The sequence below is a fragment of the Nocardia sp. NPDC050175 genome (genome assembly GCF_044459885.1).
Taxonomy (GTDB): domain Bacteria; phylum Actinomycetota; class Actinomycetes; order Mycobacteriales; family Mycobacteriaceae; genus Nocardia.
Genome location: NZ_JBITJI010000021.1, coordinates 92234 through 112575, shown reverse-complemented (window position 1 = coordinate 112575; position 20342 = coordinate 92234). Strand labels below are relative to the sequence as shown.

At 67.0% G+C, this 20342-nt stretch carries 13 protein-coding genes; 2 read left to right on the top strand and 11 right to left on the bottom strand.

What is annotated here, in order from left to right:
- Positions 1–2 precede the first annotated feature (2 nt).
- Positions 3–1079, bottom strand: a complete 1077-nt coding sequence (locus ACIBK2_RS43515; protein ID WP_396976741.1) for an ABC transporter substrate-binding protein — start codon at positions 1077–1079, stop codon at positions 3–5.
- A gap of 171 nt (positions 1080–1250) precedes the next feature.
- On the opposite strand from ACIBK2_RS43515, the gene ACIBK2_RS43510 reads away from it, so the two are divergent.
- Positions 1251–2264 carry a LacI family DNA-binding transcriptional regulator gene (locus ACIBK2_RS43510; RefSeq protein WP_396976739.1) on the top strand — a complete coding sequence of 338 codons (1014 nt, stop codon included), beginning with the start codon at positions 1251–1253 and terminating at the stop codon, positions 2262–2264.
- A gap of 216 nt (positions 2265–2480) precedes the next feature.
- Here ACIBK2_RS43510 and ACIBK2_RS43505 read toward each other — a convergent pair whose 3' ends face one another.
- The 10 genes from ACIBK2_RS43505 to ACIBK2_RS43460 form a co-directional block, all read right to left on the bottom strand.
- Positions 2481–3389 (bottom strand): hypothetical protein, encoded by a 909-nt coding sequence (locus tag ACIBK2_RS43505; RefSeq protein ID WP_396976737.1) that lies wholly within the window; start codon positions 3387–3389, stop codon positions 2481–2483.
- A gap of 266 nt (positions 3390–3655) precedes the next feature.
- Positions 3656–4039 carry a MerR family transcriptional regulator gene (locus ACIBK2_RS43500; RefSeq protein WP_396976735.1) on the bottom strand — a complete coding sequence of 128 codons (384 nt, stop codon included), beginning with the start codon at positions 4037–4039 and terminating at the stop codon, positions 3656–3658.
- 11 nt (positions 4040–4050) lie between these two features.
- A complete protein-coding gene (locus ACIBK2_RS43495; RefSeq protein ID WP_396976733.1) occupies positions 4051–4794 on the bottom strand; it encodes an SDR family NAD(P)-dependent oxidoreductase in 744 nt (247 codons plus the stop codon).
- 59 nt (positions 4795–4853) lie between these two features.
- Complete coding sequence (locus ACIBK2_RS43490) at positions 4854–7766, bottom strand: AfsR/SARP family transcriptional regulator (RefSeq protein WP_396976731.1); 2913 nt, start codon at positions 7764–7766, stop codon at positions 4854–4856.
- A gap of 173 nt (positions 7767–7939) precedes the next feature.
- Positions 7940–9547, bottom strand: coding sequence for a hypothetical protein (locus ACIBK2_RS43485; protein ID WP_396976729.1), 1608 nt, complete (start codon positions 9545–9547; stop codon positions 7940–7942).
- A 15-nt stretch (positions 9548–9562) separates the two neighbouring features.
- Positions 9563–9871 (bottom strand): hypothetical protein, encoded by a 309-nt coding sequence (locus tag ACIBK2_RS43480; RefSeq protein WP_396976727.1) that lies wholly within the window; start codon positions 9869–9871, stop codon positions 9563–9565.
- 30 nt (positions 9872–9901) lie between these two features.
- A complete protein-coding gene (locus ACIBK2_RS43475; protein WP_396976725.1) occupies positions 9902–10711 on the bottom strand; it encodes an ESX secretion-associated protein EspG in 810 nt (269 codons plus the stop codon).
- Positions 10708–13368 (bottom strand): hypothetical protein, encoded by a 2661-nt coding sequence (locus tag ACIBK2_RS43470; RefSeq protein ID WP_396976723.1) that lies wholly within the window; start codon positions 13366–13368, stop codon positions 10708–10710. The genes ACIBK2_RS43475 and ACIBK2_RS43470 overlap by 4 nt, the downstream gene beginning before the upstream one ends.
- Entirely contained in the window at positions 13361–19156 is a 5796-nt protein-coding gene (locus tag ACIBK2_RS43465) for a hypothetical protein (RefSeq protein ID WP_396976721.1), read from the bottom strand. The genes ACIBK2_RS43470 and ACIBK2_RS43465 overlap by 8 nt, the downstream gene beginning before the upstream one ends.
- Before the next feature lie 12 nt (positions 19157–19168).
- On the bottom strand, positions 19169–19666 hold the full coding sequence (locus tag ACIBK2_RS43460) for a YbaB/EbfC family nucleoid-associated protein (protein ID WP_396976719.1): 498 nt from the start codon (positions 19664–19666) through the stop codon (positions 19169–19171).
- Positions 19667–19878: 212 nt separating this feature from the next.
- Here ACIBK2_RS43460 and ACIBK2_RS43455 point away from each other — a divergent pair, with 212 nt between their 5' ends.
- Positions 19879–20325: a YbaB/EbfC family nucleoid-associated protein gene (locus tag ACIBK2_RS43455; protein WP_396976717.1), complete on the top strand. Its 447-nt coding sequence runs from the start codon at positions 19879–19881 to the stop codon at positions 20323–20325.
- Positions 20326–20342: the final 17 nt, after the last annotated feature.

Sequence of the window (20342 nt, the reverse complement as noted above, 5' to 3'; positions counted from 1 at the left end):
GCTCAATACGAGTTGGCCGCCTTCGTGGCGGCGTTCGTTTCGTCGTACTCGTCATCGGAGATGATCACGGTCGCCGGGATGGCCGCGCCGTCCTCGAACTGTTGCAGTGTCTGGAAAGCCAATGGCCCGAAGCGGGGATTCGACTCGACGACCGCGTTGTACGAACCGTCGACGATGAGCTGGACCGCATTGTGCGTGCCGTCGACCGAGACGATTTTGATGTCGGTTCCGGGCTTCTTGCCCGCGCCCTTGATGGCGTTGACCGCACCGATGCCCATCTCGTCGTTCTCGGCGTAGACGGCGGTGATGTCCGGGTGGCTCTGCAGCAGCTGCTCCATCACCGACAGTCCCTTGGAGCGGTCGAAGTCACCGGTCTGCTCGGCGACGATCGTCAGCCCCGGCGTGCCGGCCAGCTTGTCCTTGAAACCCTTTGTCCGGTCGGTGGTTACGTTGTTGCCGGACGAGCCGAGCAGGATCGCGATCTTGCCCTGGCCGCCGGTGACCCGGATCATCTGATCGGCCGCCCGCTTGCCCTGCTCGACGAAGTCGGAGCCGATGAAAGTCAGGTAGTCCGTGCAGGGTTGGGAGGTGACCTTGCGGTCGACGGTGATCACCGGCACCTGCTTGGCCTTGGCCGCGTCCAGCGCCGGTTGCAGCCCATCGGAATTCAGCGGTGCCACGATCAGCGCCTGCACGCCCTGATCGAGCAGCGACTTGATGTCGCTGATCTGCTTGTTGAGATCGCTCTGCGCGTTCGTGACGAGCAGGTTGCCCGACGGAATGCCCAGCGCGGCAGCCTGATCCTTGATCGACGCGGTTTCGGTGATCCGGAACGGGTTGGCTTCCTTCTCCGATTGGGAGAAGCCGACTTTCGCCGTTTTCAGGTCGATCTTCGGGTAGCCGGTCTGGGCTAACGTGCAGGTCGACTGCCCGCTCGGCTGGGTCGCCGCCGCGGACGCCGCGGGACCTGACCCGGTGGGTGCGGTCTTGTCCGTCTCGGATTTCGCACATCCGGACAGGGTGAGGCCGACCGCGGTGGCGACCGCGACGACAACGACAGTGGTCTTGGTGACTGGCATCGGTAACTCCTTCAGGGCACCCCGTCGAGGGCGGGAGCGCGACCCGATCCCCGCTGCCGTGCGAGGCGTCAGATGAGTTTTACAACGTTGGAACAACGTTGTAAGTAGTTTGGAGAAATCCGTCGGGAATTGGTTTCCACGGACTGGCCGATCGCGAGGAGGAGCAGCGCCGTGGCCGCCACCCTCAAAGACGTTGCGTCCCTTGCCGGCGTCTCCATCAAGACCGTGTCGAACGTGGTCAACGGGTACGACTTCGTCAAACCGGAGAACCGGCGCAAGGTGCTCGCCGCGCTGGAGGCCACCGGCTACCGCCCGCACCGAGGCGCCCGCAACCTACGCCGCGGCCGCACCGGATTCATCGCCCTGGTCCTGCCGGAACTCAACATCCCCTACTTCGCCGAGCTGACCGGCCTGATCATCACCGCCGCCCACCACCACGAGTGGGGCGTCCTCATCGAACAAACCCAGGGCACCAGAAGCCAGGAACGCACCGCCCTCGCGTCGATGGGCCCATACCTGATCGACGGCGCCATCGTCAGCCCGCAAGCACTCGAGGCCGCCGACTTCGCCGAACTATCCCCCGCCGTCCCCCTAGTCCTACTCGGCGAACACGCCGTAGACGTCCCCTTCGACCACGTAGCCATCGATAACGTCCGCGCCGCCCGAACCGCCGTAGGCCACCTGGCCCAGATCGGCCGCCGCCGCATCGCCGCCATCGGCCACAACCCGCACCGCGGCACCGCCGCCCTCCGCCTGACCGGCTACCGAGAAGCCTTGGCCGAAGCCAACATCCCCGAACGCAGCGAACTGATCGTCACGGCCCTCGAATACCACCGCCGCGACGGCGCCGAAGCCATGAACCACCTACTAGACCTCCCAGAACCCCCCGACGCCATCTTCTGCTTCAACGACCTACTAGCCCTGGGCGCAATGCGCAAGGCCGCCGAACGAGGCCTACGAATCCCCGAAGACCTAGCGATAGTCGGCTTCGACAACACCGAAGAAAGCACCTTCAGCATCCCCTCCCTAACCACCATCGCCCCCAACAAATCCGCCATAGCCCAAACAGCCGTAGACCTACTCCGCCGCCGAGCCACCGAATCCTTCCCCACCCAAGACATCCAAATCCCCTTCACCCTCGAAATCCGCGAAAGCACCAGCACCCTCCCCACCCGCCCGGTGTGAGGGCCAGCGCGAATCCCCCTGCCCCGCAACGCACCAGGCGCCGCCCCCTTCATCGCCAACGCGGCGCTCGGATCGACCGAGATCCGGTGTTGACAACGTGTTCGCCGGTGGCGGCCGACAAGCCGGACGAAGCCTCACACCCTCTCCATAAGCCACTCACCCGCTATCGAGGGTGTGCGGCTTACAGACGGGGTGAGCATCTGGGTCGCGGGGCGGTTAGATGCGGGCGGTGGGGAGGTAGGTGCCGAGTCTGGTTGTGTTGCGGGCGATTTCGGCGGCTGCGGCCAGGTGGGGCAGCCAGGTGGTAGGGGTGTCGAGGTCGCGCCAGGTCCAGCGGGCTACGGTCCAGCCGAGGCGGCGGAGGGCGTCTTCGCGGATTTTCTCGGCGATGACTACATCCTCGGGGTTCAGGGCGCCGCGGAGTTCGCTGCGGTACTTGATCTCGCCGTCGAATTCACCGATGACACCGAGATCGGGGAACAGGAAGTCGACTCGTGCCACCAGAGATTTCGTCGGCGTGAGAATGCGTGCCTGCAACTCCGGGGCGGGCAGCTTCAGCTCGCGCATCGCGACGCGGCTACGCGATTCACCGGGACTCTCGGCGCGCCCGTCCAGAAACTCGACAACGCGGCTCGCTTGCGGGCGACCGGTCCGCCCTTTTGCCCGTTCGAGCTGTTCGCACAGTTCGTCTCGAGTCGTTGTGCCGAGCCGCAAGGCCGCGTCTCCGACCACGACGGCCTGCTCGAACGGCACCGTACGGGCGAGATCGACCACTGTGCGCGCCACGGTCGTCACCGGAAGGTCATCGACCGAAACCCATTCGTCGGGTGCGATCGGCATCGAGTGCACGACCGTCTTTCGGCGGACGCGCCCGCCGGTCCGGCGGTTTCGGCCCAGGTGTACGCGGGCGAGCGGAATCTTCCACACCGGCAACCCGTGCACGATCGCCGCCGACACATGTGTGACTACGACGGAGGTCGCCGCCGCCGCGACGACCGCACGGGTCAGCACGCAATGACGTTGCTCGACAGTCAATCCCGCCGCGTCGGCGGATTCGACATACAGCCCACGGTGCACTCGCTGCCAGCCTCGCCCACGCAACTCGTGATCTGTGAACCCGGCCATAACGGCATCTCGCCGACGGATCGGCGCAGGAATCTCCACCCGCCCGATCCTTGCCGCCCGCACCCGCTCCCACACCCCTCTCCCAGCCAAATGTGCATAACTCCGGGGTGTGGAGAACCTCGAGTTTCGACCGCTCACCCTCTCTGTGAGGCGCACACCACCTATAGCGGGTGTGCGCCTCATACAAACAGTGCTCACTCTGCGGGACGGCCACAGATGGGCGGCGAGCACCCACACAACGAGAGACAGCGTTATTCACCGATGACTCAGCCTGCTTCACGCAGTGACCCGGCGGAGGACTCGCCGTAACTTCCTTCCACGAGGGCGGCGAGGTGGTCTCGGGTTTTGGTCAGTTCGTCGAGGGTGGACTGGACGGTGGACAGCTTGCGGGCGATTGCTTCGAGGCTGGCCGGGCAGATCGGATCGAGGTCTGTCATGGCGTCCAGGCAGGGGACGAAGTGGAGGATTTCTTCGGCGGTGAAACCTACTGAGAGCATGCGGCGGATGTTTTCGACCCGGTTCACTGCTAACTCGTCGTATTCCCGGTATCCGTTTGAGGTGCGGGTGTCGGGTAGCAGCCCGTGTTCCTCGTAGTAGCGCAGGGCACGGCGGGTTGCCCCGGTCCGCGCGGCCAAATCACCGATCCGCATGCCGCGTCACCTCATCCCGCGCTCAGACCACCGTCGACCCGAATCACCTGGCCGGTCAGGTAACTGGCTTCGGCACGGGCCACTGTCACGATCCACCAGGCTATCTCGTCGGGGTCGGCGATCCGGGCGAGCGGGATGCGGCTCATGAACTGCTTGGCCGACTCGAGTTGCTCCGGCGTCAGACCCGCATTGGTGAGGATGGATGTTCGGGTCATACCGGGTGCGATCGAAACGACCCGAATACCTCGATCGGCCAACTCCAGCGCCCAGGTCTTGGTCAGGAAGTCCATCGCCACCTTGGTCGCGCCATACACCGAAGCACCCGGCCACCCCCGATGCGGTGAGTTCGAGGTGACATTGACAACGATCCCGCCACGACCGATATGCGGCAACGCGGACTGCGTCAAGAAAAGGGGCCCAACAAGATTGGTCGCGAACTGCTGTTCGGCAGCCTCCGGTTCGATCGCCCCCAGCGGCGCAGGCCGAGTGATCCCCGCATTGTTCACCAACACATCGATCCGCCCAAACCTACGAACCGCCGACTCGACAATCGCAACCCGCCCGTCGGCAGTAGCAACGTCAGCCACCTCGATCTGCACCGCACTACCCGCAGCAGTCTCCTCGAGCGTCTCCACAGTCCGCCCGGTAACCAACACCTCCGCTCCCCGAGCAGCAAACTGACGCGCCACCGCCCGCCCGATCCCACTCCCCCCACCGGTAACAACCACCGCACGCCCGACCAACGACTCACTCATGCCGCGACGCTAAACCTTGCCCCCAGGGTGAAGGTCAAGCCTGGCAAGGCATTCGCGCGTCATTTGCATTGGCGGAGGGCGAGGGCGGTGGTGGCGGAGCCGACGGCGGTGCGGCGGGGTGGGGGGATGTCGGGGAGGGCTAGGCCGATTCGGCGGCTGGATTGGGCGACCTTGCGGAGGATGGGTTCGGCCTCTTCGGCGGAGCCTGCGGCGGTGAGGGCGTAGCTGTAGACCCACATGGCGCGTAGGCGGCGCACGATGGCGGAGACCTCGGTGAGGGCGCGGACGGCTTCGGCGGCGATCGGCACCGCTGCCTCGGCGTCGCCGCTGTAGAGGGTCACCTCGGCCAGGCGGGCCAGCGCCCAGCCTTCCTGATGCCTGCGGCCGTCACGGCGGGCCACCGTGAGTGCTCGCTCGCACAGTTCCTTGGCTTGCTCGGGATCGCCGCGCTGCAGCGTCGCGAATCCCAACTCGTGTAATGCCATCGACTCGAGCCGGAGGCTGCCGACCTGTCGCGCGATGTAGAGGGCGTGTTCGGCGGCTTCGACGGCCTCCGGCCAGCGCCGGGCGTTGCAGTAGGCGCGGGCGAGCGTCGCCCAGCTCATCCCCTCGCTCCACTGGTTGCTGTGCTGCCGCCCCATCTCGATGGCGCGCCGGTAGTGCTCGACGGCGACGTCCACGTTCTCCTGGTAGGCCATGGCCGTGCCGAGCATCTGCTCGGCGATGATGGCGCCCGCCCCGTCGCCCAGTTCCCACAGAATCGCACCGGCGTTGCGAAGGGTGCGCGCGGCACTCAGATCCGCCATGCCGACCAGCCGGGCGACGGCGGCGGCCACTTGCGCCCTGGCCATGGTCCGCCGATCACCGTCCGCTTCGGCGGCACGGCTCAGCAGCTCGAGCACTTGCGCCACCTGGGGCAGGTGCGCGCCCGCGTCACCGCCCACCGCGAGTGACAGCGCGAGATCGACTGCGAGCGTACGGGTTCGGGCATCGCCCTGGTCGGCAACCTGTCGGTACAGGGCAACCAGACCGAATCGCTCCGCCTGCGCCCACACCGCACACTGTCGCTCATCGGTGAACCGCTGCCCGGCCGAATCGGTGGTCGCGTAGTAGTGGGTGCCAACGCCCGGATCACGCAGTTCCACAATGTTCTTCGCGCTGGCGAGATAGAAATCCAGCACCCGGCACAGCGCCCGCGGCCATTCCTGCTGCTGCGAAAGGTCGGCCGTCCCGCGGGCAAACAGCCGCAACAAGTCGTGATAGCGGTAACGACCCCGCTCCGGTGTCTGCAACATGCCCAGGTCCACCAGGGTTTCGCAGAGCCGCTCGGCCTCGACCCGATCCCGGTCGAGCAGGGCGGCAATCGCGGCGACCGACAGATCGGGCGCCTCAGAGAACGCGACGAGAACGAACGCCCGCGCCAGCTCGGGCGCGAGCAGCCGGTAACTTTCCCGGAATACCAATTCCACACTGGTATTGCCGATCGCGAGTTCGGCCAGCCTGCCGCGCTCGTCGGCCAGCCGGTCGGCAACCGCGGACAGCCGCCAGGTCGGCCGGCTCGCCAGCCGCGCACCGGCGATACGCAGCGAGACCGGCAGGTGCCCGCAGGCACGCAGAATCTCTTGTGCCGCTTCGGGTTCGGCCGACATTCGACGCGCAGACACCGTGTGCTCCAACAACGTCCACGCCTCGTCCGGGGTGAGCACATCCAACGGAACCAGCCGCGCACCGAACAATTCCGCCAGACTCGAACGGCTGGTGACCAGCACGGCAGCCGTACCCGTGCCGGGCAGCAAGGGAGTCAAATGCTCGACGTCACGTGCGTTGTCGAGCACCAGCAACATGCGCTTACCCGCTACGGTGTTGCGCCACAGTGCTGTTCGCTCCGCCAGCTCCGACGGCAGCTCGCCCGGCTCGATACCGAACGCGCGCAAGGCGACCGCGAGCAGCATGTCGGCCGTCCGCGGATGCTCGTCCATCCCGCCGAGGTCGAGATGCAGCAACCCATCCGGATAATGCTTCCGTACCCGATGCGCGAGATGCACTGCGAACGTGGTCTTTCCGACACCACCGAGCCCGGTGATAGCAATCACCTGACGGCGGTCGGAGTCCGCCTCCAACACCTCGACCAACTCGTTGGCCAGGTGTTCCCGTCCGACGAAGTCGGCAATGTCGGAGGGCAGTTGCTCCGGGACCCGCGGCGCATCGAATTCCGAGGCGATATGGACCATTTCGTTGGTGGCGGCGGGCAGCTCCGCCGACAGGATCTGCTGATGCAGTCGAACCAGCTCGGGCCCTGGCTCGAGGCCGAGCTCGTCGGCGAGCAACCGGCGCGCGTTCCGATATACCTCGAGCGCCTCGGCCCGCCGCCCACTGCGGTGCAGCGCGACCATCAGCAGTTCGTGCCACCGCTCGGAGTGCGGTTCGGCCGCGACCAGCGCCTCCAACTCCGCGACGGCAGCCGAATGCCGACCGAGATCCAGCGCTACCGCCATCGCGACCTCGTACATGGACAAGCGCAGCCTGCCGAGCCGGGATCGCTCTCGCTCCGCCCACGGTCCAGGCAGGCCGATCATCGGGTCACCGCGCCACAGTTGCTGCGCCGCCGTAAGTTTGACGTCCGCCTCGTCGATAGCACCCGAACGACGATCGGCTTCCGCACCCGCGATCAGTCCCTCGACCGCGACGACGTCGAACTCCACCGCGATACCGAGCCGATACCCACCGCGGGTCGAATCGAGCCACTCGGTCCCGGCACCCGCATGGCCGTGCGCATCGAACTTTCGACGCAGCGCGAGTATGTGATTGCGCAGCACACTGGGTGCCGACTTCGGCGGCTGATCAGCCCACAGGCGCGCGGCCAACTGCGTCGTCGACAGGGTGCGCGCGGGTTCGGCCGCGAGCATGGCCAGCACGGCAAGCAACTGCGGCGCCGCGATATCGAGCTGCTGGTCCCCCAGCCACACCTCCACCGGCCCCAACATGCGTAGTCGTAGTTCTCCGGGCCCCGCCCCATCAATACCCGAACACCGCTGCGGTGCCAAAAGAATCCCTCACATTCGAATCCAGCCGAGCAACAAGGATTTCAGTCACTACCCAGCAGAGACTATGCCGGTACGGCACATTCAAGCGAATGTGCCGCAGGTCACATACCCGGCCTGGTTACCTCCCAGTCCCCCGCCGCGCTGGTCCGCCGCAGTGCGTATCGCTGTTCGAACCCCTCCAGATAGAGCGACGGCGCGACCGAGGACGACGACTGTTCGACCACGCCGTCGTCGGCGACATAGAAGATGGCGCGGCCGATGGCGATCTCGTCGGGGCGGGTCGGCACGAAGACCATCCAGCCGACGCTCAGTCGCTCGGCGACCAACTCGTCGACGGGGTATCGATCGGTGTCCGCGCCCTGGGCGCCGATATGCGCTCGGACCAGCGCGACCGCGCGATCCTGCGCGAGCGCCGCCGGAACCCTGGTCACCAAACCCGCCAGCGACAGCTGATACAGGGCACTGTCGATGTCGTCGTTCGGGTCGGTGAACAGGGCGGCCACGGTGTCGCGGGTGACCACGCCCGCCTCCGCGGCCGCCACCAGAGTCGCCGCGGCGGTGCGCAATTCGTCGCTCGGATGGTCACTGAGCACGCCGCACACCACGTCGACCACGGTCTCGTCGGTCCAGATGCCGGGCACGGCGGGACTGAGCACGTCCGCGGACGGCGAGTCCCCGCGATACCAGCTGTTGTCCTCCCACCAGTAACAGAACGACATCAGCCCGCGGGCCGCCCGCGGATTGAGCACCTGGTTGGCCACCCACTCCGGCGCACCCGCGTACAGCTCCGGATGCGGTGCTTCCTCGTTGTAGGCCGCGTCCAGTTCCGGAGCGTTCCACACGCCGCCGGACAGAATCGCCCGGCCGCCAGGCAGCACGTACAGCGTGGATCCGCTGCGCGCCGATCCCTCGAACACGCCGAGCGCGGGCTGGATCCGCGGACCCCACTCCGAACCGACGGCGACGAAGGCGGCGGCGATCGTCGCCCAGCGCGCCCACAGCACGGGCAGCACCGGAAAATCGTCCACCGACCGCACCGCGGCGACACCGGCCTCCTGGTCCGCCCGGGTCTGCGCGGCGGCTTGCTGGGGCGAACGCCACTGCCGATCGTCGTGACCGATGTAGGCGGCCAGCCACATCGGCAACCGCTCGCGCGGAAACGCCTCGAGATCGGCCAGATACGCCTCGGGCACCAGCAGATGCTCGTCCGGGAACGGCTCGTCGCCGTAGTCGTAGTCGAGCTCCAACCGGCCGCTGACATCGAATTGCATCGTCAGCCGCCACCAGGGTCCGTCGCCGAGCGGGGCCGAGACCTCACGCTGCCATCGGACCAGTTCCATGATCTCGTCCGACGGCTCGATCCGGGCCGCCCCGTCGGCCTCGTCGAAGTAGACGGCGGTCCGCACCCCGCCCGCGACGGTGAGGGCGAAGACCGCCGCCAGCCGCCGCCAGCCCTCCGGACCGGCGACCGCCAGCTCCTGCGCGATCCGGTGGGCCAGATCGGTGGCCTGGTCTTCGATCGTCGGTTCGGCTGCGGCCGCTTCGGGTTCCGGTTCCGGTTCCGGCGCAGGCGAATCGGGGGCGGCCGGCGTAGGCGCCGGACCGAGGCCGCCGAGCCGGAACGAAACATCCGGCAAGGCAGCAGAATCGGCACCGGCACCGGCACCGGCACCGGCACCGGCCGGAGTGTGCGGTTGTGGATCGGTCATCTAGTCAGCCACTCCTCACGAATTCCCGGAATCCATGTTGTCCATCTTGTCCGCGGCGCCGTTCATGCCCTTGCTGAACTTCTTCGCCGAATCGGTCATGTTGTCACCACCGGTCAGCAGGTTCTCCGCGGACTTGGTGTAACCCTTGTCGCCCTTGGTGAACTTGTCCCCGTAGTCGTCGGTGCCGAACGGAAACCCCTTGGCCTGCAAGTTGTTCCGCAGCGTAGCCATGATGTCCTCGGTCTTCTTGCCGACCTCCTCCATCTTGGCCGCGGCACCGCGCAATCGCGTGGTGTCCACCTCGATCCTGCGTTCTGCGGACATGGCGTCGCCTCCTGTTTCGTGCTCGTACGGTCAGTATCGGTCGTCGGGACGCCCGGCCTCCCAATGCGTTTCGAGGCGCTGCATCAGATTGTCGATATCGCGCTGGATCCGATCGGCGAGTTGGCGGCGACTGGTGGCGACCGCGACCGGCGCTTCGTCGAGCGACATCACGTACCGGCCGTCGTCGACCACGTCGCGCCACATCATCTTCGTCTCGTGGATGCCGCGCGGACCATACTTCGACCGCCCCTGCACCACGATGATCGATCCGGTGCAATCGGCACGGCGCTGGAAGAACTGCTGGGTCTGGTAGACCGGCGAATCCTCCCGCTCGTCCCGGACATAGCTGCTGCCCCAGGTCGGCACCTCGTGCTCGGCCGGGTCGGTGATCACCGGAATGTCCGGTAGCCGACCGGCTTCCACCGGCGGGAGCGAGGCGACCACCGCGCCGGCGAGCGCGCGCGGATCGCACTCGGTGACGGCGAACGCCGGGGTGTCGTAGGTGATCAGGCCGGGCGCCTGTTCGAAGAGGTAGCCGTGCGCGCCGGCCCGCGCCGCGTGCAGGTGGTACTGCTTGGCCAAATTGCTTTCCGCTTGCTCGTCCCAACTGCGCACGCGCACAAACAGTTCGGGCGCGGTCAGCACCTCGATCGCACCGTCGAACGAGCCGCCGAGCCGGCGCTGCAAGTCTGCCCGGACCACCCGCTTACGCCGTTCCAGCTCGTCGGCCATGACCACCTCGTCGGTGACGAACAGGAACGGCGTCGGCAGCGAACCGTCGCGGTACTGCTCGCACAGGACGATGAATTCGAGCGCGGTGAACTTCCACTGCTGCGTCACGGCTCGATCACCGGCTTCGACCGCTCGATGTCGGGCCCGAGGGCGCTATCCAGACTGGTCACCGAGTCGAGGTACTTGGGGCGCTTGTACTCTCCGCCCTGCTGGCCGGGACCGGGACCAGGGCCGGGACCCATGGCTCCCGGAGCGGCTCCGGCCTGCGCGGACTGCACCTGATGGCCGTCGGAGATGCTCTGAATTGCCGCCCGCGGGAACAACTTCGACGACTCGGCCGGGCCGCCGGACAGGGTGGTGAGCGGCGAGTGCGACCCGCCGGGTCCGCCCGGCCCGCCGGGTCCGCCCGGTCCGGAGGGGATGCCTGCACCGTGCTTGAGCGCGGTCGCGAGTTCGCTGGGCAGTCCGCTACCGCTGGCCGTCTCCATGTGCTGGAGATCGCCGAGGCCGGGGATGCCGAGCAATCCGTTGTTCGCCAGGCCGGCGAGCGTTTCGGTCCCGGTTTTGACCACGTCGCCGATGGTCGTGGTGAGCCCGTTCAATCCGTCGGTCAACAGCTTGAGCAGATCTCCGCCACCGGGGCTCTGCGCGATGCTCCGACCCAGATCCCGCATCGTCTCCGGACTGAGGTTCCGCAGGGTTTCCGGATCGAGGTTCTTCAGCGTTTCGGGGCTGATGTTCTTCAGCACGTCCGGGCTGAGGTTCTTCAGCGTTTCCGGGCTGAGGTGCTTCAACTGTTCTGGGCTGAGGCCGCCGAGAATGTCGGAGCCCATCTTCTTGAGTTCCTCCGGACTCAAGCCTTGCAGCAGATCGGAACCCAGCTTCTGCAAAGCTTCCGGGCTCATATTCTTCAGCAGATCCGGACTCAGACCACCGAGCAGATCCGACCCGATCTTCTTCAGCGCCTCCGGATTCAGGTCCTTCAGCGGGTTCTCGCCGTGCAGGAGCTTGCTGAGCAGATCCTCGGGCGAGCCAGGGGCGGGGCTGCCGCCCGGCTTGCCCGGCCCCGGGATGGGCGGCGGGCTGATCTTTTGGCCGGGTGAGGCGGAGCCTGGTCCGCCGATGGGCTTGCCGGTGGGGTTGCCGCTGGAACCGCCGCCCGGTCCGCCGCTGGAACCGAGGCCGGGCCCGCCGACGCTGCCGCTCGGCGCGGGCGATTTGCGCTCCTCGTCGCCCGCGCCGAGTTTGGACAAATCGGGGATCTGCGTATTCGGACCGGGCGAACCGCTGCCGCTCGAACCGGGGCCGCCTTTCGACCCGGAGCTACCGCCCGGACCGGAGCCACCGCTCTGCCCGCCGCTGCCGGCCTTGCTGTCGCCAAGGCCTTGCTTGTGACCGTCGTCGTAGCCGCCCTTGTAGTTGGGGCTGTTCTTGTCTACGCCGCCGGAGTCACCGCTGCCGCTGCTGCCGCCGCCGGGTCCGCCGTAGCTTTGCCCGTTGCCGTTGCCGTTGCCGTTGCCTTTACCGTCGCCCTTGCCGTCGCCGTTCCCGTCACCTTTGCCGTCGCCCTTACCGCCACCGTCTTCCAGACCCTGCTTGTAACCGTCCTTATAACCGGCTTTGTAATCGGGACTGTTCTTATCGACGTTTTTGTCGTCGCCCTTGCCGTCACCTTTGTTATCGCCCTTGCCGTCACCTTTATTGTCGCCCTTGCCATCGCCCTTGTTGTCACCCTTGCCGTCGTCCTTGGGCGGCGGTGCGGCGACGGTGCCGGTCACGGCGATCAGCGGCATCGCGGCGACCGCGCCCTCGATACCCGGCAGATAGGTGTCCTTGTACCGGCCCCGGTAATCGCCGAGCCGATCCCGCTTCACACAATCCGAAGCGTAGGTGTCGTCCCAGGTCTTCTCCGGAGTCTTGTTAAACGTGTAGTTCAGCCACTTCGAGCAGTACAGCAGATCGTTGCCGAGGTTGATCAGGCTGTTGGAGAAGGTGATCGAGCTTTCGGTGAACCGCTGAATCGCCTTGGTGGCCTGGTCCGCACCCTGGCCGGTCCACATCTCGGACGTCACGCGCTTCAGTGCGCCGTTCAGATCGGTGAGATCTCCGCTGAGCTGTCCGCTGATCCAGTTGTAGCGGGTACCGGCCTCATACGTCCGCCAATCGTGCCCGATCAACGAGCGGCCGAAGGTGTGAAACCGATCCCAGCCCCAGCCGCTGCCGTCCTCGACGCTGATCGGTTGGCCGGGATCGACGCCGGTGGGCGGTTTCAGCTTGTCCGGGTTGCTGTTGGTATTCGAAAGATGCGGCTCCTTCGGCGGATCGCTCTTCGGCTTCATGGGATCGACCTTGCCCATGTCGCCCACCTTGTCGATCCCCTCGGCCGACTTGCCGTCGGCGTCGCGATATTTCTTGCCCGCGATGATGAACGTGTCCCCCATGTCCTCCATGATTTTTTTCATGGTGTCCATCGCGGTCAGGACGTCTTGACCCTTTTGATTGAATCGGTGCGTGAGCTGGATGCCGCCCGTCTCGTCGGACCAATCGTCCATGCTGGCCATTTTGTTATTGTTGATGAAGTCCTGATACCACTTCAGTTTTCCGATCATGTCGTGGCACAGATTGGCGGCTGCGAGCACGACCTTGGGATCGAATTTAACGGTGTCGAACGACAACGTGCCGTTTTCGGCCTTGGAATGCAGGTCTTTCCAGTCGTTGGCCGAGGTCTTGGTCGTGTCGTCGATCTTCTTGGGCTCGTCAGCCATCTGCGCTTCTCCTCGTGGTCGATCGCGCTGTGCTATCCGGTTCGGGTTCCTGGTTCGAAGCGCCCAAAGCAAAAGGGACATCGACGGATTCGTCGGGTCCGGCTCGTTCGGGTGCCTCGGACGGCGAAGGCATCAGCATTGATTTCGGTGTCTTTCGTGGCTTGTCGTTCTTCTTGCGATCTCGGCGTGGTGGCTTCGGTTTCGCTCCGGCCGCGGATTGCGCCGCGGGGGGCGGGGTACCTGGCGGTGGTGCGGCGCCTGGGGGCGGCGTGCCACCGGGCGCGGAGGACCCACCCGGCTGGTGACCGTCCTGCGGCGGCATAGGCGGCCGTCCCGGGGTGGACGACTGCTGGGCCCCGGCCGCGCCCGGATGCGACGAGTTTCCGTGCTGCTCTGGGATTTTCGTCGTTCCCGGCCTGGACGAGTCGTCCTGGCCGCCCGGCCCGCCGTGCCGGTCACCGGCACCTTGGCCGCCCGGATGGTCTCCGGAGCCCGCGGTGCCCGGCCGTTCGCCGGAACGCGGATCGCCCGGTTGCTCGCCGGAACCCGGGGCATCCGAACGATTCTCGGGGCCGGGAGCGTGCGACTGATCCGTGGCGCCCGAGCCACCCGCGTGGCCTCCGGGTCCCTGACCGCCCGAACTGCTGGCAGGGCTCTGACCATCTGGGCGGCTCTCGGAACCCGAACCGCCTGGGCGATCCTCCGAACCCCGGCCATCTGCGCCCTGACCACCCAGGCGAGCCTCAGAGCCCTGACCACCTGGGCGGTCGCCCGAAGAATCCGGCCGATTGTGTGTCTCCGGCGTGCCCGGATTGCGCTCGGCGCCGGGCAATTGGGCGTCGCCCTGTGGGTTCGGCAACCCGGAACTGCCTCGCGGATCGTTCGATGAACCGGGGTTGCTCCCCGTACCGGACTGGGCACCTTGCTCGCCCGAAGCGCCGGCGGCCTGCTCGCCCAACTGATTCAGCATTCCCCGCAACCCGGACAGGTCCGGTGGCGGCGGCACATTCTGCGACGAACCCTCGCCAGATTCGGAAAGGCGGGTGAAGTCCGGCGACTGTCCGCCCTCGTTCCCCGGCACAGACGCACCGCCGTCATCGGGAGGCGGAATCATCCCGTCCGCGGCGTGCAGGTTCTGCAACATGTTCGCCAGCTCCGCCGGGTCCGGCTGCGGCGGCTGCTGCTCGGCCGACTGATCCGTTCGGTCGTCCTCGGCCGAGTCGTCTTGGCCCGCACCGGAATCGCCGCGGCCGCCACCGCCTTGGACGGAATCATCGCGCCGTTCATCGGCACCGCCCGCATCACTGGAATCGCGGTAGTCGTTGCCGCCGAAGCCATCCGGTCCACCATCGCGACCCGAGTCGTCACCGGCACCCGGACCACCGGAGTCGTTGCCCTGCCCGGAATCATGATCGTCGCCCGAATCACGATAGTCACGATCGGGACCATCGCCGGAATCGTCGTAGTAGTAGTGGTCCTCCCCGCCCGGACCCCAATACCCTTGATAATCGTCGAAGAGGTCGGGATCCGTTGGCTCCCAATTGTTCTCGTCGTCGTCTTTGCCGTACCCCGGTGGAATCCAATCGTCCAGCTCCGGCGCCTGCGGCGCGTGGTACGCGCCCGGCAGCGGACCGATGTCCGGCACGCGCCGCGGGCGCGTCTTGGTGGTTTCGTCGCTGCCGTCGACCCAGGAGTTCTTGCGCAGCGGAGGTGGCGGCGGCGCGTCGGTCCCGTCGGGGTGGGAGACGTAGATCTTTCCGCCCTCGTCGACCTTCCAGGTGGTGCCGTCCGGCTTACTGCCCCAGGAGGTTCCGTCCGGTGCGGTGACCCGCACGGCCCCGTCCGGGCGTACCTCGCGCACGGTACCGTCCGGCTCGGTGACGAAAGTCGTTCCGTCCGGCTGAGTCCCGCGCACGACGCCGTCGGCATCGGTGACCTTCGCACCGTGCGAACCGATTTCGGAGGTCGAACCGTCCGGATGGGTGACGCGGAAGCCGCCGGAGGTCCGCTCCACCTGCCCACCGTTGGACAGTTCGATCGGCTCGGTCACCTTCCGGACCTCGGTCTCGCCGTTCGGCGAGGTGATGCGCACGGATCCGCGCGAGCCCGTTTCGTAGGTGGTGCCGTCGGGGTCGAACACCTTGCTGCCCTTGGGCGTCGACTCGAACCCGGTCCCGTCGGGCCGGTCCATCTGGATGATGCCGTGCTTGCGCGGACCGTCCTGCGGGAAGCCGCCGAGGCGATCGCGCGGGCTGAAGTCCAGCGTGTCCTTCAGGTCACTGTGTACGACGGTCCCGTCGGGATGCTGCGATCGCCCGCCGCCCTGGTTGTTCGCGGAGTCGAACACGACATGCTTGGTGCCGTCCGGGTTCTCGACCGTGACCGCGCCGTTGTGCTCGGCGGTCTGCTTGGTCCCGTCGACGCCGGTGATGACGATCGGCTTGCCCGGCCCGGACTCGACCACGGTGCCATCCGGCTTCGAGATGGTCTTGTCGCCGGTGGGCGAGGTGAATTCGGTTGCGCCGTTGGACTTGACCGTTGTGGTCCAGTCGTCCGGCGACTTGGTCTGCACCGAGCCGTCGGGCAGCACGGTGTGCGAGATGCGCTCCGGCCGGTTGAAGGACGGCGAGCGCACGCCGGTGTCCTTGCCCGCCGCACCCTCGGGACGCGGTGTCGCGCCGGAGCCGTCGGGCGCGACGAATGCGATCGATTGATCAGGGGCGACCCGGATGGCCTGCGGATCGTTGGGGCGGCTCACCACAATGGTGCCGTCGGGGTCGATCACGTGCTTGGTGCCGTCTGGTGAGGTGACGACAAAGGAGCCGTCGGCCTTGCGCTCCCAGCCCGCGCGGTCGTTCGGTACGACGTGCGTGCTGCCGTCGGGCCTGGTGACCGTGGTGGGTCCATCCGGCGGCGTGTGGATAGTGGTGCCGTCGGGCTCGCGCTGCGTCCGATCGCCGGAGGCCGAGCGAAAGTCCGTCGCGCCGTTGCGCTGGATGGTCGTCGTCGACCCGTCCGGGGACCTGGTCTGCACCGAGCCGTCGGGCAGCACCGTGTGCCGGGTGCCGTCGGGCCTGCCGAAACCGAACTCGCGCTCCGGCCCGCTCGCGCCGCCGGCCCGCGGACCGGGTTGTGCCGCAGGATGGTTGGCGGAGTTCGGCACGAACTCGGTGGAGCCGTCGGGGCGGATGCGGACCGCCGTCGGGTCACCGGGACGCCCGATGGTGATGTTCCCGTCGCGGTCGACCATATGCCGGGTGCCGTCGGGTGAGGTGACCAGGACGTCGCCCCGCTCGTTGCGGATCCAGTTCGGATTACCCGGGCGGGTTTCCTCGTGGGTCCAGCCGCCGCGGCCGGTCTGCACCGCGCCCTGCGACCCGCTCGGGTCGTGCTGTCCCGGCGGCGTTGCCGCCCGTGGCGGTGGCTGTTGTCCCTCGGGCGGCGGCAGCAGCCGCTGCTGCTGCTGCTCGGGTCGCGGCGGCGGCGCACCCGTGTCGTGTTCGCCGCGCGCATTCGACGACGAGGGCACGTTGTTCGACTCCGGCGCCGACGAACGCGGCGCAGGCGGTGTCCCACCGGAATTCGACGCGGCGATCCGTTGCGGCGGCTGCTGCCCCGCATTGGTGGAATTCGGCTCCGGCACCGACGAACGCGGCCGACCCGACGGGTTCGAGTTCGACTCGTTCGCCGGCGGACGTTGCTGCGACGATGTTCCGTCGCCCGCACCGGAGTTCGGCACCGAGGGACGCTGCTGCGGCTGCGGCCCCGCCGGGGACTCCGAGCCCGGCCCGCGCTGTTGCGGCGGCGAACCAGCCGGATTCGACTCCGAACCCGCCCCACGCTGCGGCGGCGAACCAGCCGGGCTCGACTCCGAACCCGCCCCACGCTGCGGCGGCGAACCAGCCGGGCTCGACTCCGAACCCGCCCCACGCTGCGGCGGCGAACCAGCCGGATTCGACTCCGAACCGGGCACCCGCTGCTGCGGCGGCGCACCGGCCGGATTCGACTCCGGACCCGACGACCGTTGCGACGATCCCGCAGTGACATTCGATTCGGGCGTAGTCGAGCGCACCGACGGCTGCGCGTCACCGGCAGACGGTTGCGGCGACGGCGAGCGTTGATACTGCGCCGAGCCATCGTTTCCGGAGGTCGTACGTGTGTCCCTGCCCCCACCTTCGGCGCGTTCGGTCGAACTGCCAGCGTTCGACGAATTGCCGTTCCCAGCAGTGGAATTCGTGGCAGCCGGGGGCCGCTGCTGCGGGTTGCCCGGCTGGTTCGAGGCGGGCTGTTGCCCATTCTGCCCACCACCGGTGGACTGGTTGTTCGTCGTCGACCCGCCATGATTCGACGTCGAACCGTTCACATCGCGCGAATTCCCGTTCCCACCAGCGGTATTCAGCGGCGGCGAGTTTCCTTCACGGCCTCCCCCACCGACCGGCGTCGAACTGTTCTGCCCGTTCGTCGTGCTGTGCTCGGACCTGTTCCCGCCGGTGCTGTCCCCACCGCCCGACCCGTTACGCGAGTTTCCGCTGTTCGTCGATTCACCGTGATTGTTCGACTCGTTGGTCCGGGTCGGAAAGGTGGAGGGCGACGTATCACGGCCGCCACCGCGCGATCCTGTACCGGACTCGTCGAAGGTGATCGCCCGGTTGCTGCCCGGGGATCCGTTCGTGCCGAAGTTCCCCGGCCGGTTCGTGGCGTGCTCACCGTCGAAACCGTTGCGCGAACCGTTGGATCCGTTGTATCCGTTGTGCCCCGGATCGAAGGAGAACCCGCCCTTCCCGGTGAAGTTCGCCGACCCGTCCTTGTTCGACCCCCACGGAACCTCGAAGCTGTTCCGGTTGTTGTATCCGTGGATCCCGACGTACCCCTTGACGCCACCCGAGATCCCGCCGCGCGCCGCACCGCCGACCCAGCTGACCGGGTTGCCGAACGTGCCCTCCCAATCGCCGGTGATCATGACCGCGCCGAGACCGCCGACCGCGGCGCCGAACGGGCTGGAGCCGACGCCGACGACTACCCCGTTCCCGGCCCGGACCCACGGGTTGGTGATCTTGTCTCCGAGCAGCTTCCCGGTGAATTTGCCGATGTTGTCGGCCGCGATCCGGCCGAATGGCGAACCGAGCCCGGAGGACAGCACCGAGACCCCGAACTCCTTGCCGTCGAAATGCTTTCGGTGCCCGGCGGCCATCTGCCCGAGCTGCACGCTCGCGTCCATGGCACCGGAGATGAACATCGCCTCGAGAATCTTGAGCAGGTAGCTCTTGCTGAGGTTGGCGAACTTCTCGCCGAACACCGACAGCACCTTCGCCAGGATCCGTTCCTGGAGTTGCAGTTCCAGCCGGCGCAGGATGGATTGGGTGGCCGCGGTCTCGGCCGCCTCGACGGCCGGCGCGGTCGGCGGGAACATCCAGGCCCAGGCGATTTCGATGGCCAGCGCGATGAGCGAGACGATCGTCATCAGCTTCGCGGCTTCGATCTGCGTACCGAAGTCGAAGACGGCGTCGGAGATCTGCTCCATGAACTTCGCCAGCGATTCCATCGACTGGTCGCCGGTGATCAGCTGATCGAACAGCGCGCCCATCTTCTCGCCGCCCGCTCCTTCGGGATAGGCGGACATCGTCATGCGCTTGACGTCCTCGATCTCCGGGGTCAGCTTGTTCAGCGCCGAGCCGGCGTCCTTGAAGGCGTCCGAGACATGCCAGACCTCGGTTTCGTCGCCGTCCGGCCACGCACCGCCCGCGATCCACCCCAGCCAGCGCAGCTCAGGTGGCAGATACAGTCCCATCTCGGCGCGAACTCAGTCGTCGTGGCCGCTGACCATCGACCGTCGTCCGCCGAATCTGTGCACATCACCGAAGCCGGTGTCCTCGTCGTCGTAGCGCCGCTCCGGCGAGTTCGGCGGCGCGAACGACGCGGGCGGCGCGACCGGCATCGCGGATCCGAGGTCGGGCGCGTCCTCGATGAGATCGGACAGCTTCGGCAGCTGTGACTTGCGCTCGCGCAGCGGTTCCATGAGCAGGCCGACCTGCTGGGTCACCCGCCGGGCGGCTTCCTGCACGACCTCGGTCATCGCCTCGGCGATCTCGGTGTGGGTCAGGTCGCCGATGTCGTCGGCGAACTTGGTGTCGATGAGAATGCCGTCGGCGTTGACGGTCACGGTGATCCGCTTGTCGCACGCGGTGGCGGTGGCGGTGAGCCGGGAACGGTCGCGTTGGATTTTGGCAATACCGAGCATTTGCTCATGCAATGCTTCCAGCATCATCGCGGCGTCGGCCTTCAGTCGTTCGTTCGCCACCAGAAAGCCTCCACCTCGTAGTTCGAGCTCGCCTCGCAACGCCGCACTGAGCCCAGTTGCCGCACAATGAGATTCAACACGGCCCAAGTCACGCGGACATAATCGCGGCGTAATCCGGACATAAGTATTTGATAATTGAGGATTATTCCGCGCGATCGGGCGCGGTAACGTTCAGCGGGGAATCGATGCGGAGGCATCTCGGGTTCCGAATTATGTCGGCAGCAGGAGAATTCGACGTGGAAAACGGCCGAGCCAAGAGTGACCTCGCAGATCTGCTGGACACGGTCAATCTGCATATTCGCTCGATCGCCGAGGCACAGCGGCAGCGGGTCGAACTCACCGCCACCGCCACGGCGGCCAAGGGCCGGGTGCAGATCACCGTCAACGCCGACGGTGTCGTGATCGAGACCCGCTTCGCCGACGACATCGACGAACTGGACTACGACGAGATCGCCGACGCCGTCACCGACGCCACCCAGGAGGCCGCGATGGAGGTGGCCCGGCGCGCCAACGAGTTGATCGCGCCCATCCAGCGCACCCGATCGCAGCTGCCCAGCCTCTCCGAGATCGTCGCGGGCCTGCCGGATTTGAAAACTCGTGTCCCGGAACCGCAGCGGGCCTCCTTCGATCCCCCGTCGGCACGTGACGACGACCGCTGACCCAGCCCCGGCCTGAT

Excerpts from the sequence above, each read along its gene's own strand:
- ACIBK2_RS43470 (WP_396976723.1), bottom strand. The coding sequence starts at position 13,368 with ATGGCTGACGAGCCCAAGAAGATCGACGACACGACCAAGACCTCGGCC.
- ACIBK2_RS43480 (WP_396976727.1), bottom strand. The coding sequence starts at position 9,871 with ATGTCCGCAGAACGCAGGATCGAGGTGGACACCACGCGATTGCGCGGT.
- ACIBK2_RS43495 (WP_396976733.1), bottom strand. The coding sequence starts at position 4,794 with ATGAGTGAGTCGTTGGTCGGGCGTGCGGTGGTTGTTACCGGTGGGGGG.
- ACIBK2_RS43465 (WP_396976721.1), bottom strand. The coding sequence starts at position 19,156 with ATGGGACTGTATCTGCCACCTGAGCTGCGCTGGCTGGGGTGGATCGCG.
- ACIBK2_RS43485 (WP_396976729.1), bottom strand. The coding sequence starts at position 9,547 with ATGACCGATCCACAACCGCACACTCCGGCCGGTGCCGGTGCCGGTGCC.
- ACIBK2_RS43505 (WP_396976737.1), bottom strand. The coding sequence starts at position 3,389 with ATGGCCGGGTTCACAGATCACGAGTTGCGTGGGCGAGGCTGGCAGCGA.
- ACIBK2_RS43500 (WP_396976735.1), bottom strand. The coding sequence starts at position 4,039 with ATGCGGATCGGTGATTTGGCCGCGCGGACCGGGGCAACCCGCCGTGCC.
- ACIBK2_RS43455 (WP_396976717.1), top strand. The coding sequence starts at position 19,879 with ATGTCGGCAGCAGGAGAATTCGACGTGGAAAACGGCCGAGCCAAGAGT.
- ACIBK2_RS43515 (WP_396976741.1), bottom strand. The coding sequence starts at position 1,079 with ATGCCAGTCACCAAGACCACTGTCGTTGTCGTCGCGGTCGCCACCGCG.